General features: G+C 63.5%; 13 protein-coding genes and 1 tRNA gene. 8 read left to right on the forward strand and 6 right to left on the reverse strand.

Going from position 1 to position 14,884, the window contains the following annotated elements:
* Positions 1-42 precede the first annotated feature (42 nt).
* From ACVCNR_RS16905 to ACVCNR_RS16915, 3 genes are all read right to left on the reverse strand, one after another.
* Positions 43-870, reverse strand: coding sequence for an FkbM family methyltransferase (locus ACVCNR_RS16905; protein WP_447075582.1), 828 nt, complete (start codon positions 868-870; stop codon positions 43-45).
* 310 nt (positions 871-1,180) lie between these two features.
* A tRNA-Val gene (locus tag ACVCNR_RS16910) sits at positions 1,181-1,255 on the reverse strand.
* 125 nt (positions 1,256-1,380) lie between these two features.
* Complete coding sequence (locus ACVCNR_RS16915; protein ID WP_354192507.1) at positions 1,381-2,064, reverse strand: phosphoglycolate phosphatase; 684 nt, start codon at positions 2,062-2,064, stop codon at positions 1,381-1,383.
* Positions 2,065-2,222: 158 nt separating this feature from the next.
* On the opposite strand from ACVCNR_RS16915, the gene rpiA reads away from it, so the two are divergent.
* The 3 genes from rpiA to gor all read left to right on the forward strand — a co-directional run bounded on the left by rpiA (position 2,223) and on the right by gor (position 5,023).
* Entirely contained in the window at positions 2,223-2,921 is a 699-nt protein-coding gene (gene rpiA, locus ACVCNR_RS16920; protein WP_354192506.1) for a ribose-5-phosphate isomerase RpiA, read from the forward strand.
* Between the two features lie 20 nt (positions 2,922-2,941).
* Positions 2,942-3,511 (forward strand): DUF2059 domain-containing protein, encoded by a 570-nt coding sequence (locus ACVCNR_RS16925; RefSeq protein ID WP_354192505.1) that lies wholly within the window; start codon positions 2,942-2,944, stop codon positions 3,509-3,511.
* A 120-nt stretch (positions 3,512-3,631) separates the two neighbouring features.
* Positions 3,632-5,023, forward strand: coding sequence for a glutathione-disulfide reductase (gene gor, locus ACVCNR_RS16930; protein ID WP_447075584.1), 1,392 nt, complete (start codon positions 3,632-3,634; stop codon positions 5,021-5,023).
* A gap of 21 nt (positions 5,024-5,044) precedes the next feature.
* On the opposite strand, the gene mgtE is transcribed toward gor, so the two are convergent.
* Together mgtE and ACVCNR_RS16940 are read right to left on the reverse strand one after the other, a co-directional pair.
* Positions 5,045-6,409, reverse strand: a complete 1,365-nt coding sequence (gene mgtE / locus ACVCNR_RS16935) for a magnesium transporter (RefSeq protein WP_354192502.1) — start codon at positions 6,407-6,409, stop codon at positions 5,045-5,047.
* A gap of 168 nt (positions 6,410-6,577) precedes the next feature.
* The gene (locus ACVCNR_RS16940) at positions 6,578-8,491 is read right to left on the reverse strand and encodes an ABC transporter ATP-binding protein/permease (RefSeq protein ID WP_447075586.1); all 1,914 of its coding nucleotides are present in this window, start codon (positions 8,489-8,491) and stop codon (positions 6,578-6,580) included.
* Positions 8,492-9,060: 569 nt separating this feature from the next.
* On the opposite strand from ACVCNR_RS16940, the gene ACVCNR_RS16945 reads away from it, so the two are divergent.
* A complete protein-coding gene (locus ACVCNR_RS16945) occupies positions 9,061-10,434 on the forward strand; it encodes a class II 3-deoxy-7-phosphoheptulonate synthase (RefSeq protein ID WP_447075587.1) in 1,374 nt (457 codons plus the stop codon).
* Between the two features lie 95 nt (positions 10,435-10,529).
* Here ACVCNR_RS16945 and ACVCNR_RS16950 read toward each other — a convergent pair whose 3' ends face one another.
* The gene (locus tag ACVCNR_RS16950) at positions 10,530-11,603 is read right to left on the reverse strand and encodes a GGDEF domain-containing protein (RefSeq protein ID WP_354192498.1); all 1,074 of its coding nucleotides are present in this window, start codon (positions 11,601-11,603) and stop codon (positions 10,530-10,532) included.
* 201 nt (positions 11,604-11,804) lie between these two features.
* On the opposite strand from ACVCNR_RS16950, the gene ACVCNR_RS16955 reads away from it, so the two are divergent.
* The 4 genes from ACVCNR_RS16955 to ACVCNR_RS16970 all read left to right on the forward strand — a co-directional run bounded on the left by ACVCNR_RS16955 (position 11,805) and on the right by ACVCNR_RS16970 (position 14,828).
* Complete coding sequence (locus tag ACVCNR_RS16955; protein WP_354192496.1) at positions 11,805-12,224, forward strand: GFA family protein; 420 nt, start codon at positions 11,805-11,807, stop codon at positions 12,222-12,224.
* A gap of 84 nt (positions 12,225-12,308) precedes the next feature.
* A complete protein-coding gene (locus tag ACVCNR_RS16960; protein WP_354192495.1) occupies positions 12,309-12,668 on the forward strand; it encodes a diacylglycerol kinase in 360 nt (119 codons plus the stop codon).
* 44 nt (positions 12,669-12,712) lie between these two features.
* Entirely contained in the window at positions 12,713-14,425 is a 1,713-nt protein-coding gene (locus ACVCNR_RS16965) for an NAD+ synthase (protein WP_447075588.1), read from the forward strand.
* Positions 14,418-14,828 carry a GNAT family N-acetyltransferase gene (locus ACVCNR_RS16970; RefSeq protein ID WP_447075589.1) on the forward strand — a complete coding sequence of 137 codons (411 nt, stop codon included), beginning with the start codon at positions 14,418-14,420 and terminating at the stop codon, positions 14,826-14,828. The genes ACVCNR_RS16965 and ACVCNR_RS16970 overlap by 8 nt, the downstream gene beginning before the upstream one ends.
* Positions 14,829-14,884 lie beyond the last annotated feature (56 nt).

Consider the following 14,884-nt stretch of genomic DNA (forward strand, 5'->3'; position numbering starts at 1 on the left):
GACGGCATGCTTCAGATTTCCGGGCGGTCCGGCGCCTGCCGCTCAATGAGACGAATGCCGGGCGTGCAGATCGTACCAGCCGTCCGGAACCGGGAGCCCCCGGAGCTTCCTCAGGCCGCGAAACATTTTCACGACGGGCCGCGGCGTGCTGGACATGGGTGAATAGGTTTCGAACTCCCTGCGCAGGCGACGCGCCGTGCTGGCGGCGTGGTCGACCCTCATCCACTCGCCGGGCGTTTCCTCCCCGAAGGGACCGCTTGCCTCGCGCACATGCTTGTAGGTGGTGGCGCTGCCCTCGCGGTTCAGGATCGATCCGTTCAGGTGATCGAGACGCGCCTGATCCACGAATTTGAAGGTGTCATAGCCCATATCCTGGAACAGGGTCAGCTCTTCGGACCACCTGTCGGCGGGGCTGCTCACGGAGGATTCGATCGAGATATATTTGGGGCGGCAAGCAGAGCGGGAAAGCGAACGCAAACAGGACAGGTCCATGCCTTCGATATCGATCTTTATGTAGTAGGGGTCCGGAAACCTGCTGACGACGTCCTCCATCGTTATGCACGGGACCTGGATGACCTGGGATGCGGTGTGACCATCCCTTGCATTGCGCTTCACGAAGGCGGGATCGATCGAACCCCACACGGAATTTTGGTCGTTTATATAAAAATCAACGACTCCGGGCTCTTCCGCGATCGCCTTGTCAATGATGACGAGGTTTCCCGTCGATATATATGAGGAAAATTTGGACCTGAGTTCGGCAACAAGCGTCGGGTTTGCCTCGACCCCTACCACCTTGTGTCCGCGCTCAAGATAAAAACCGGTGTCCTCGCCCTTGTGCATGCCGACATCGATTATGAGTTTGCTTGCCATGTGATGCACCTTTGTGAAGATCGACGCGGTCAATGTCGGCGTGCATTGCGAGGCAGACGTCTCCAGCCCCCTGGCGATCATGCTAGGCTATTTCGCAGGCGAGTGAAATTACTTGGACCTACGCCAATATGGCGAGGGGGTGCAGCATATGGGGACGGGTCGACCTCATCCGGGTGAGGGCCAGACCGTTCAGCGGGGCGAACTCGGGTGCCCGCATGCTGATGAGGCTGGCGTGTCCCTGGCCGAACAGCACGTGCCTTGTCGGTTGATTTTCGCCGGTAAACTCATCCAACGGCATGAAGCGGTTGGATGGTGGGCGATGCAGGGATTGAACCTGCGACCCCACCCGTGTGAAGGGTGTGCTCTCCCGCTGAGCTAATCGCCCGCTCGTTGCCTTGTCGGCCAAGCGCGCCGCGATATAAGGGGCGGCGTCCCTTCCTGTCAACCACCCCGCGGCCGCCTTCGCACAAACATTTCGATCACGCGAAGGCGGACTGCCGCGTGCCGGCTTCAGAGCGCGGCGGCGCTCATCAGGTCGCGGGCCAGGTCGAGGGTGATCTCGTCGAAATGGGAGACGATCACCGACGGGTCGAATTCGCGCACATGCCGGTCGGTATAGCCGAAGTCCACCGCCACCACCGGGATGCCGGCCGCCTTGGCGGTGTCGATGTCGGTGCGGGAATCGCCCACCATCAGCGCATGGCGCGGATCGCCGCCGGCGCGCAGGATGGTTTCGGTGAGATGGCGCGGATCGGGCTTGCGGAAGGGGAAGGTATCCTGGCCGCAATTGGCCGCGAAATGCCGGCTCAACCCCAGCGACTCGATCAGAGCCAGCGAGTTCGCCTCATACTTGTTGGTGCAGATCGCCAGCAGATAGCCGTCCCGCTCGAAGCGGGCGATGGCATCGGCCACGCCGGGGAATGGCTGCGACCTTCCGGGGATGTTGTCGGTGTAGTGTTCGAGGAACACGCCCAGCAGCCGGTCATGCTCCTCGACGGGCAGGGGCCTGTTCTGGGCCGCGAAGGCGCGCTCGATCATCACCCGCCCGCCATTGCCGACGAAGCGCCGGAAAGCAGCCTCGTCCACGGCGGCAAGCTCTCCGACCGCCAGTGTGTGGTTCAGGCTGTCCATGAGGTCGGGCGCGGTGTCGACCAATGTGCCGTCGAGGTCGAATACGATGGTGGGTCTGGACATGGTTTTCCCTGCTTTTTCATGCAGGCGATAGCCCGCAAGGCCTGCACATGCAAGCGTGCCCTCTGTCACGGGCTCGCGGCCGCGTGCATCGATACGAAGCTTTGACCGGAACGACAAAAATGCTAGGAGCCGGCATCGCGAAAAAGGGCAGGCACCGCATGGACCAGAAGCAGTTGAAGATCGAGGCGGCGCGCGAGGCGCTCGGCTATGTCGAAAACGGCATGCGGCTGGGCATCGGCACCGGCTCGACCGCCGAGGAATTCGTGCGCCTGCTGGCGGAGAAAGTGGCTGCCGGCCTCGACGTCGTTGGCGTGCCGACCTCGGAGCGTACGGCGGCGCTGTGCGGCGAGCTCGGCGTTCCGCTTTCCACGCTGGAGGAGACGCCGGAACTCGACCTCACCATCGACGGCGCCGACGAGATCGATTCGGAGCTGACCCTGGTCAAGGGCGGGGGCGGCGCGCTGCTGCGTGAAAAGATCGTGGCGGCCGCTTCGGCGCGCATGGTCGTCATCGCCGACAAGTCGAAGCTGGTCGAAACGCTGGGCCGCTTCCCGTTGCCGATCGAGGTCAACCGCTTCGGCCTGCGTGCCACCGAACTCGCCATTGCCGCCGCCGCGAAGAAGCTCGGCCTGTCGGGCGAAATCAAATTGCGGATGACGGGTTCACAGCCATTTGTTACAGACGGCGACCATTTCATCCTGGATGCATCTTTTGGCCGCATTCCGGATACAAGAGCGCTATCGAATGCTTTGCACGCCATTCCGGGTGTGGTGGAGCACGGTCTTTTCATCGGGCTGGCGTCTGCGGCGATTGTCGCCGGCAGCGGCGGCATCGAGACAATCCACGCTGTCCGGTAAATCAGGGAGCCCTGCCGATCATGAAATTTCAGAACCGGATTCGTCGCCTTGCGACCGCGCTTGCGGCGACCGCCGTGCTGAGCCTGGCCATGCCGGCCTTCGCACAGGACATTTCCGAGAGCCATTTGAAGGCGGCGCGCGATGCGGTGGACGCGATTGGCGCGACCGATTCCTTCGATGGCATCCTGCCGCAGGCCGCCGCCGCGTTGCAGGCAAGCCTGATCCAGAAGAATCCCGATCTCCAGGAACTCATCAGCAGCACGGTTTCGAGCAAGGCCCTGGCGATGGCCTCGCGCCGCGCCGATCTGGAGCGCGAAGCCGCCACCGCCTATGCCAAGGTGTTTTCCGAGGAAGACCTGACGGCAATCGCCGCTTTCTACAATTCGGCCGCAGGCAAGAAGCTGCTCGAGAGCGGCCCGATCGTCTCGCGCGAACTGGTTCGCGCCGCCGAGATCTGGCAGAACGGCATTGCCCGCGACCTCGCCCAGCAAGTCGGTGAGGTCTTGCAGTCCGCCCCGGGCGCTCAGGTGCAGCCGGCAGACGGGACGGAGGCTCCGGCCGCGGGGCAGGCCCCCGCGAGCGGCAACTGATCCGACCGGTCCACGCGCCGCCGAAACGACAATGCAGAAAGCCCGGCTTGTGCCGGGCTTTTCTTTTTGGCCTGTGCGTCTTACCTGTCGGGCATTCTTTCCGCTCAAGGGATTCCTCACATGGCCGCTTACGATTACGACCTCTTCGTCATTGGTGGCGGTTCGGGCGGCGTGCGGGCGGCACGGGTGGCGGCCGCACTCGGCAAGCGCGTGGCCATAGCCGAGGAATATCGATTCGGCGGCACCTGCGTCATTCGCGGCTGCGTGCCGAAGAAGCTGTTTGTCTACGCTTCGCAATATAGCGAGCATTTCGAGGACGCCGCCGGCTATGGCTGGAGCGTTCCGCCGGTCAGCTTCGACTGGCAGACGCTCCTTGCCAACAAGGATCGCGAGATTGCCCGCCTTGAAGGTATTTATCGCAGGAACGTGGGGGGGGCCGGCGCCACGATCTTCGATACGCGCGCCGAGCTGGTCGATCGCCACACGGTGCGGCTGGCGGGAGAGGGACGCACGATCACTGCGGATCAGATCCTGATCGCCACCGGTGGGCGTCCAGCACCCCATCCGGCGCTTCCGGGCCATGAGCACTGCATTACCTCCAACGAGGCATTTCATCTGGAGACCCTGCCGAAATCCATCATGATCGGCGGCGGCGGCTATATCGCGGTCGAATTCGCCAACATCTTCCATGGTCTGGGCGTCGAGACGACGCTGGTCTATCGCGGCATGGAAATCCTCAATCGCTTCGATATGGACCTGCGCACCGGCCTGCACGAGGCGATGGCCAACAAGGGCATCGAGATCGTCTGTCACGCCGTGGCAGAAGAGGTCGTGCGCCGTGACGACGGCCGCCTCGACGTGCGGCTGAACAATGGGGAGACGCGCACCGTCGACCAGTTCATGCTCGCCATGGGGCGCTCGCCCAACACCGAAGGGATGGGGCTCGGGGCCGCAGGCGTTGAAACCTCGGTGACCGGCGCCATTGTGGTCGACCGCTATTCGCGCACCAATGTCGACAACATCTGGGCCATCGGCGACGTGGCCGACCGGGTGCAGCTCACGCCCGTGGCGATCCACGAGGCGATGTGCTTCGTGGAGACGGCATTCAAGGACAATCCGACCGCGCCGGACCATGACCTCATCGCCACCGCCGTCTTCTCGCAGCCGGAGATCGGCACGGTCGGCCTGTCCGAACATGAGGCGGCGAAGAAATTCGAGGAACTGGAAGTCTATCGCGCCTCGTTCCGGCCCATGCGCAACACGCTTTCCGGCCGCGACGAGAAGATGCTGATGAAGCTGGTGGTCGACGCTGCCTCGCGCAAGGTGGTCGGCGCCCACATCATGGGGCCGGATGCCGGCGAGATGGCGCAACTGCTCGGCATTTCGCTGAAGGCGGGGGTCACCAAGGACGATTTCGACCGCACCATGGCGGTCCATCCGACCGCGGCCGAGGAATTCGTCACCATGTACAAGCCGAGCTACCGGGTGAAGAAAGGCGAGCGGATCGACTGATCCGCCCGCCCGTGACCTGGCTTAAAGAATGGTGCCGGTGAGCACCATGGCCGCCACGGTGAAGTAAATGGCAAGGCCGGTCACGTCGACCAGCGTGGCCACGAAAGGCGCCGAGGCGCTGGCGGGATCGAAGCCGATGCGCTTCAGCACGAAGGGCAGCATCGAGCCGGTCAGCGAGCCGAAGGTGACGATGCCGACCAATGCGAGGCCCACCGTAAGCGCGATCAGGTGCCAGTAGGGGCCATAATCGTAGAGGCCGAGATACTGCCACAGCACGATGCGGGCCATGCCGACCGTGCCGAGCATCGCGCCCAGCACGACGCCGCTCGGCAACTCGCGCATGGCCACCCGCCACCAGTCCGCCAGCGTCAGCTCGCGCAGGGCAAGCGCGCGGATCACCAGCGAGGTGGCCTGCGAACCGGAATTGCCGCCCGAGCTCATGATGAGCGGGATGAACAGGGTGAGCACGATGGCCTTTTCCAGCTCGACCTCATAATGCTGCATGACGCTCGCCGTCAGCATTTCGCTGAGGAACAGGGCGCACAGCCAGCCGCCGCGCTTGCCGATCATGGAGAGGAAGCCCATCTTCATGTAGGGCTCGTCCAGCGCCTCCATGCCGCCGAAACGGTGCACGTCCTCGGTGTTTTCCTCGATCATCGTGTCCAGCACGTCGTCCACCGTGACGATGCCGAGAATCTTGTCCTCGTCCACCACCGGCACCGCCAGCAGGTCGTATTTGCGGATGAGCTGCGCGACCTGCTCGACATCCATCAGCGGGGGCACCGTGACCGGCGTGGTGTCGGCCGCGATGGAGCCGATCTTTTCGTCCGGCTGGCTGATGATCAGCCTTCTCAGGCCGAAGGCGTGCAGCAGGTGATGCGTATCGGGATCGACCACATAGATGGCGTAGACCGTTTCGCGGGTACGCTCCACCTGGCGGATATAGTCCAGCGTGCGCGCGACCGTCCAGTCGGGCGGCACGCAGACATATTCCGTGGTCATGATCGAGCCTGCGCTGCCTTCCGGATAGCCCAGGATCGACAGCAGCGAATGCCGCAGCGGCGGCGCCAGCGCATGCAGGAGTTCCGAGCGGGCAGGCTCCGTGAGCTCGCGCAGCACATCGGCGGCACGGTCCGCCGACATTTCCGCAAGCAGCTTGCCGGCGCGATCGCGGGGCAGGGCCGCGATCAGCTCGGGGGCGCCGTCGAGCTCGGGCTGGTCGAATATCTCGACGGCCCGTTCGAACGGCACCTGGGCCAGCAGTTCGGAGGCGAGTTCGCGGGGCTCGCTGTTCAGCGCCTCGACGATGTCGGCGACGTGATCATTGGCGAGGACACGGGCGATTGCGATGGCATCGCCGTTCGCAACGGGCGAAAACTTGTTCATGGGCTCACTCCTTGCCGTCGGCCGGAGGCGAGCCCGAAAGGGTCACGTCAGGCAGACGGCGATTTTATTCGACTGTGACTGTCGCCAGACATGGCGGGTTGACCTTTCCACTCGCAGGTTTGGTTGAAGGCTGCGAGCGGCCGCAACATAGGAGGGTTGCCGGGCAAGTCAACCGGGAAGGCGAGCCTGACCCTCGTTGCGGGTGACGGCCCGCAGGCGGCGGGGGATGCGCAGCCAGCCTTCCGCAAGCGCCGATGGCTGGGTGAGGATTTCGGTGATCTCGGCCGGCAGGCTGGGCGCGAGCGGCTCCTTGGTGGCCACGCCGTCGGCGATGGTCAGCACGCTGTGATAGAACTCCTCGCCTGAAGCCGAACGCGGCGGCACCGCTTCGTGCATGACGCTGATGACGGTGACGCCGGGGCAATTGTCCTTGATGGCCTGGTGGAAGGCGATCTTGCTTTCGGGGTCGAGCGCGCCGGTCGCCTCGTCGAGGAACAGCAGGCCGGGCTTGTGCAGCAGGATACGGGCGACGACCAGCTTCTGCTTCTGGCCGCCGGACAGGAGTTGGTCCCAGCTCTTTCCGGCCTTTGCCTCGTCCGCCAGATGCTCGATGAATTCGCCCAGTCCCGCCTTGTGCAGCGCTGCCGCCACCGCGGCGTCATGGTGGTTCTCCGGTCCCTGAGGCAGGCAGACCAGTTCCTTGAGCGTGACCGGAGGCAGCTTCACTTCCTGTGCCGCGTAGAAAGTCGTGACCCCCTGCGGGAAGGCGATGGTGCCGCCGCCATAGGGCCACAAGCCGTTGAGCGCCTTGATCAGCGAGGTCTTGCCGCAACCGGATTCGCCCTTGAGGAAGGTCCACTCGCCACGGCGGAAGCCCAGCCGGTCGCAGACCAGGAACGGTTCGCTGCCGTGGCCCTGATGGTTGAGGCGCAAATTCTGCACGCTGAGGCCGAAAACCGGGTTCTGGGTGGTGTAGCGGAAGTCGCTGTCGCCGGTGCGCCGGTAGAACTCCACCGGCTTCTGCACGTTCTCGATGGCTCGCGCCAGGTCGATGACGCGGCGGCTGTTGGCGCGCAGCGTGGCGATGGCGGGCATGACGTGAATGAACCAGGAGCACTGGCTGATCAGTGAATTGACCAGTTCGGCTCCGGTTATGTAGCCCTTCAGGTCGATGCGGTTATGGACGAAGGGCAGCAGGCCCGGCGCATAGGCGACGACGCGCGCACCGACGAAGTTGTAGATGCGCTCGAACGAGCCGTAGCCTGCATTCACCCAGATCAGCCGGCTCCATGTGCGGTCGATCTCGGTGTAGAGCCGCTCGTGCATGGTCCTTTGCACGGCTTCGCCACGGGCAGAAGCAACGTGGAAGCTGCGCCGCAGCAGCGTCGAAAGCTCGCCGCGATAGCTGCCCTCCGCCTTCTGCATCCTGATCGAAAGCCGCTCCAGCATGCCGCCGAGCTTGACGGCGATCCATGTGTTCACCGGGACATAGGCGGCAACGGCGACAAGGGCGAAGACGACACTGCCATATTCGCCCAGGAACTCGAAGCCGCGCACTTCCGTGGAGGTTTCGAGCAGCTTCTGGCCGACGAAGAAGACGGAACTGGCCACCGCCATCACGCCCATGGCAAGGCCGATGGCGCCGCCGGTCATGCCCTTGATCGATTCCTGCACGCGCTGGTCGATGTTGTCGGGCGCGGTGTCGGCTCCGTGCTGGGCGTGGAAGTGGGTGTGGTTGGCATCCAGCAGCGCATCGTTGAACCTGCCGTTCAGCCAGCCGCGCCAGCGCCGGTGCAGGGTTGCCGAAACGAAGCTCTTGGTTCCCGTGATGCCCGCGTCCTTGAAGATGACGAGCGCGACGAGGAAGGCAGCATGGCCGAGCAGGGTGGCGAGCGGCGCCTCGTTGGTGCTGCTGTGGAAATAGGCGATCGAGTTGATCAGCTCGCCGGAAGCCTCCGCGAACCAAACGCCGGCCTTGCTGGAAAGGGCGGTCAGGAAGGCCACCACCAGCGTCAGGCTCCAAGCTTCCTTCCACTTGTCGGAGAACCAGTAGGCCCGCATCAGGCTCCAGAACGAAAGCATCGCAGACACCGGCGTGCGGAGCGGCGGCGTTTTTCTTTCGCCGGTTCCTTTCGCCTCTGGGCGCGCTCTGCCGAGCCTCAACACGTTTCGCTTAAACCTCTCTTTCTCTGTTACAAATGGTAACACTCCTTGATCAGATTCAATGAAGATAATGGGCGTAGCCATGCGCCGACTGGCTGAAGTTGCCTCCGCGCAACAGCGCGCTATACGTGCAAAAGGCTGAGTGCGCCGGAAAAAGATCAACAAAATCAAATTGATTTGGAGATGTCTTGAATCGGCCTGATGGTTAACGCATGGTAAACTGGCCAAGTATCGGCAGCCGGCTATGCGCGACGGGGAAGGCCATTTCGAGCGTGACCGGCCCGTCATCGAGCAGGTTTTGACCCCGAATCGAATCACTTTGCGGTGGGGTCAGCCGTGAGCGGTGAGCCCGGCTCCGATGGTAGAGCAGACGTAAGGTAAATTGCGGACTGGCACAGATACGCCGCTTCATGTATGGAGCGACGTTTCCTATACTTATATAGGGGAGTGATGGGGCGCTGGCCCCGCAATAAAGAGTGGTTAAGACAATGACGAAGTGGTCCCCGAATTCTTGGAGAGCAAAGCCGATCCAGCAGGTTCCGGCTTATCCGGACACCGACGCCCTGAGGGCCGTCGAGGCCCAGCTTTCCAGCTTTCCGCCACTCGTTTTTGCAGGCGAGGCGCGCAAGCTGAAGAAGCAGCTTGCCAGCGTGGCTGCCGGTGACGCATTCCTCCTCCAGGGCGGCGATTGCGCCGAAAGCTTCGCGGAACATGGCGCGGACAACATCCGCGACTTCTTCCGCGTCTTCCTGCAGATGTCGGTCGTGCTGACCTTCGCCGGCTCGCAGCCGGTGGTGAAGGTCGGCCGTGTTGCCGGCCAGTTCGCCAAGCCCCGTTCCGCCGACAACGAGACGCGGGGCGAGGTGACGCTGCCGAGCTATCGCGGCGATATCATCAACGGCATCGATTTCGAGGCGGCCTCGCGCATTCCCGATCCGCGCCGGCAGGTCATGGCCTATCGCCAGTCGGCGGCGACGCTGAACCTGCTTCGCGCCTTCGCGCAGGGCGGCTATGCCAGCCTCGAGAACGTGCACCGCTGGATGCTGGGCTTCGTGGCCGACAGCCCGCAGGGCGAGAAGTATGAATCGCTCGCCCGGCGCATCACCGAGACGATGGACTTCATGAAGGCCGTCGGCATCACCTCGGAAACCAACTATGCGTTGCGGGAAACCGACTTCTACACCAGCCACGAGGCCCTGTTGCTCGGCTACGAGGAGGCGCTGACCCGCGTCGATTCCACCTCCGGCGACTGGTACGCGACCTCCGGCCACATGATCTGGATCGGCGACCGCACGCGCCAGCCCGATCACGCCCATGTCGAGTACTGCCGCGGCATCAAGAACCCGCTCGGTCTCAAATGCGGTCCGTCGATGACTGCGGACGGCCTCCTTGATCTGATCGACAGGCTGAACCCGGAGAACGAGCCGGGCCGCCTGACGCTGATCGCGCGTTTCGGTTCCGACAAGGCGGAAGAGCATCTGCCGAAGCTGGTGCGGGCGGTGAAGGCCGAAGGAAGGTCGGTGGTCTGGTCGTGCGATCCGATGCACGGCAACACCATCACCGCGGCCGGCTACAAGACGCGGCCCTTCGACCAGATCCTGAGGGAGGTGCAGACCTTCTTCGACGTGCATCGCGCCGAAGGCACCCATCCGGGCGGTATTCATGTCGAGATGACCGGCAAGAACGTCACCGAGTGCACCGGCGGCGCCCGCGCCATCACGGCCGAGGAGCTTCAGGACCGCTACCACACCCATTGCGATCCGCGCCTCAATGCCGACCAGGCCATTGAGCTTGCTTTCCTGGTCTCCGACCTGCTGCGCAAGAACAGCCCGGTCGTGGAGAAGCAGGCCGCGACCGCCTGACGGCATAGGACTTGAATGTGAAAGGCGCCCTCATTGCAGGGCGCCTTTTTCGTTTCAGGGGTTGGGATGATGATTGAAAGCGGAGAGCTGGCCGGTCAGTCCTTCCGGTAGAGCAGCCATTTGTTGCCGCTCTGGCCGGCGATGGACGAGTGCTTCGTCACCCGATTGCGACCGGTGACCTTGGAGCGGTACAGTGCCCTGTCGGCCTTGCTGTAGAGGTCGCCGGAACTTTCCGCCTCGGCGGCCATGCAAATGCCCATGGAGATGGTGACCGGGCCGTATTCGGCACCGGTCGCCGGATCGGTGAACCGGGTCTGTTCGACCAGCCTGCGCAGCCGCTCGGCGATCTCCAGAGTGGTGTCTTCACTGGTGCCCTCGACGATCAGGGCGAATTCCTCGCCCCCGGTCCGGGCGACGAACACGCCCCGCCGCACGCTGGACTGCAATATGTTGGCGATCGTACGAATGATCCTGTCGCCGACCGGATGGCCGAAACGGTCGTTGACCTTCTTGAAGTTATCGATGTCGGCCAGGATCAGCGCATTGAACAATATGTCCTTGCGGCTGCTGTAGATGCGCGCGATTTCCTTGTCGAAGGCGCGGCGGTTGAGGATCTGGGTCAACGGATCGGTGTCGGCGAGCCGCTTGTACTCCTCCAGCTTGCACTTCACGGCCTCGAGTTCGGCGGACTTGTCGCTGAGCGTGCTTTCCACCTGCTTGCCGCGATCGATGCTCGAACTGGTCGCAGCGGCCACCGCCCCGACGATCTTCTGCAGCAGTTCGCGCGAGATGATCGAGCGGTTGGCCAGCCCGTCCGACGTTTCGTTCAGGATGCGGCCGTATTTCTCCACCTGCGTGCGCTCGGTGCGCAGCAGCGAGGCGACGTCCTCCAGTTCCCGGGCCAGCACCTCGCGTGCCTGCTCGACGACGCTCTGGCCATGGTGATGGGTGAAGAAGCGCCTGCCGATGTCGTCCAGCTCCTGCTGGGTGGGATGGTTGCCGAGGGCGACGACCGCGAGGCCGAGAGCCGGATCGGTGCCGGTCATGGCTTCGTAGAAGATCTCGTAGTTACGCGGCAGGCCGATGACGCCCAGGCGGCGCATGGTGGCCAGCACCGCGCCTGCGATGTCCTTCTGGGGACTTTCCGGGGAGGCTGCTGCCGGCTGCATGGATGACACCCGTTCGACCCTTGTTCCGGCTTGCTTGGCAGGCGTTCGCCGGGTCGGGAGCATCCGGTGACCCAGATATGTAGCGAGGTTCCATGCCCCCATACGAGCCCCGCCGAAAAAGTCTTATTCGGTGTCGGCTAAAGCTTTATTAAAAACGTGCATATTGGAAGCCGCGAGCAGCGGGATATCGAGGAGGAAATCATGTCGAATGAGCGTCGGGGCGCCTGCCTGTGCGGCAAGGTGCGCTTCACCACGAGGGGAGAGCTGCGCAGCGTGGTCTATTGCCATTGCTCGCAATGTCGCCGGCAGACGGGCCACGTCCTGGCCGCAACCAACGTCTCCATGGCCGACATCGCCATCGAAGGGGAGGAAGCGCTTGTCTGGTATGCCGCCTCGGATTTTGCCCGGCGCGGCTTTTGCGGCACCTGCGGCTCGGTGATGTTCTGGAAGCATAACGATCTGGACGAGATCTCGGTGACCGCCGGCACCTTCGACACCCCGTCGGAACTGGTCGCGGAAAGTCATATCTTCGTGGCGGACAAGGGTGACTATTACGAAATCACCGACGGGTTGCCGCAGTTCGAGCAGTCTCCGCCCACCATCAAGGTTGCCGATTCCTGATCGCTGGTGGATAAGGCAGGCGTTCCATCGAACGGTCACAATCGTGCCGTTCCTCGCTCGCGACTTTCAGGAGACAATCAGGACATGAAGCGGCTGGTCGATGCGTTCTTCAACTCGGTCCGCGCTTTCCGCCGGCTGGCGGGCAGCGAGACAGCCTTCCAGCAGGAGCTGATCCTGCTGCTGATCTCCATTCCGGTGGGCTGGCTGGTGTCGTCGTCCTGGGCGGGTTACGCGCTGCTGATCGCCGCGGTGCTGTTCCTTATCCTCATCGAGGTGCTGAACACCGGCATCGAGGCGGCCTGCAATGCCGTGAGCCGTGAATTCAACGTCGACATCCAGCTTGCCAAGGATTGCGGCTCGCTGGCCGTGCTGATCGCCGTGGTGCTGGCGGGCGGCGTCTGGCTGGTCGCCATACTGGAGCGCCTGGTCGGCACGCCGGTATAGGCTGGCTGTTTCCTTCGGCGCGGACTCCCGCTAAACCGGCATCCATGACCAAGAAGACCGCTCCCGACATCCTCCGTATCGCCATTGCCCAGCTCAACCCTACGGTGGGTGACGTTGCCGGCAATCTTGCCAAGGCACGGGAGGCGAGGGCGGATGCGGCCCGCCAGGGCGCCGACCTCGTCCTCTTCACGGAACTGTTCATCGCCGGCTATCCGCCGGAGGACCTGATCCTGAAGCCGGCCTTCCTCAAGGCCTGCGAGCGGGCGGCCGGGGATATCGCGAACGACACGGCCGATGGCGGACCGGGCATCGTCATCGGCGTTCCCCTGAAGCGCAAGAGCGGCACCCACAATGCCGTCATCGTTGCCGATGGCGGCAAGATCCTTGCCGAGCGTTTCAAGGTCGACCTGCCGAACTACGGCGAGTTCGACGAGAAGCGCGTCTTCCAGCCCGGCCCGGACATGCCGGGACCGGTCAATTTCCGCGGCGTGCGTCTCGGCATCCCGATCTGCGAGGACATCTGGGGCGAGCATGGCGTGTGCGAGACGCTGGCCGAAAGCGGGGCCGAACTGCTGATCGTGCCCAACGGCTCGCCCTACTATCGCGGCAAGGTCGACGTGCGCCAGCAGGTCGTCATCCGGCAGGTGATCGAAAGCGGCCTGCCGCTGATCTATGCCAACCAGGTCGGCGGGCAGGACGAACTGGTGTTCGACGGCGCCTCGTTTGCGATCGGGGCCGACAAGTCGCTCGCCTTCCAGATGAGCCAGTTCGAGGAGACGCTGGCCGTCACCACGTGGAAGCGCGTCCGCGTCGCCGCAGGCGCGCGAAACAACGACGGAGAAGGCTGGGCTTGCGAGCAGGGGCCGATGTCGCAGATTCCCGAAAAGGAGGAGGCCGATTATCGCGCCTGCATGCTGGGCCTGCGCGATTATGTGAACAAGAACGGTTTCAGGAACGTCGTGCTTGGCCTTTCGGGCGGCATCGACTCGGCCATCTGCGCGGCTCTGGCCGTTGATGCGCTGGGCGAAGAGCGGGTGCGCTGCGTGATGATGCCCTATCGCTATACCTCGAAGGAATCGCTCAAGGATGCCGAGGATTGCGCGCGCGCGCTCGGCTGCCGCTACGACATCGTGCCGATTGCCGAGCCGGTCGAAGGCTTCCAGCATGCCTTGACGCAACTCTTCGAGGGCACCGAGCCCGGCATTACGGAAGAGAACCTGCAAAGCCGTGCGCGCGGCACGCTTCTGATGGCGATTTCCAACAAGTTCGGCTCCATGGTGGTGACCACCGGCAACAAGAGCGAGATGTCGGTCGGCTATGCCACGCTCTATGGCGACATGAACGGCGGCTTCAATCCGATCAAGGACCTCTACAAGATGCAGGTCTACGCCATTTCGCGCTGGCGCAATACGATGGTGCCGCCGGGCGCGCTCGGACCGTCCGGGGAGGTGATCCCAGCCAACATCATCGACAAGGCGCCCTCCGCCGAGTTGCGCGAAAATCAGACCGATCAGGATTCGCTGCCACCCTATCCGGTGCTTGACGACATTCTCGAATGCCTGGTCGAGCACGAGATGGGCGTCGACGACATCGTCGCGCGCGGACATGACCGCCAGACGGTCGCGCGTGTGGAGAACATGCTCTACATCGCCGAATACAAGCGCCGGCAGGCTGCTCCCGGCGTGAAGATCACGAAGAAGAATTTCGGCCGCGACCGCCGCTATCCGATCACCAACAGGTTCCGGGACCGTGGCTGACAGGCCGGAGGTCGAAATTTCCTTCGACCGCGACCGGATCGACTTCGAGGCCGCCTCGCGGTTGATCCGGGCCAGCTACTGGGGCAAGCGGCGCACCGACGCCGGCAACCGCCGCGCCTTCGACAATTCGCTGTGCGTGGCCGCCTTCATTGACGGCGAGCAGGTCGGCTTTGGCCGTGTCATGACCGACTATGCCTGCTTTGCCTATCTGTGCGACGTGGTCGTGTGGCCCGACCGGCGCGGCGCCGGTATCGGCAAGAAGCTGGTCGGGGCGCTGCTCGACCATCCGGAGCTCGCCGGGGTACTGGCTTTCAGCCTGCGCACCACCGACGCGCAGTCCTTCTACGAAGCTTTCGGCTTTGAAGTGTCCAATGATGGCATGTACATGCGGCTGGTGCGTTGATGCCATATGCCGCCAACTAAATGATACAGCGCTGTGCGAATGGTTGTCTTGTCAAC

The organism is Aquamicrobium terrae, assembly GCF_052978165.1.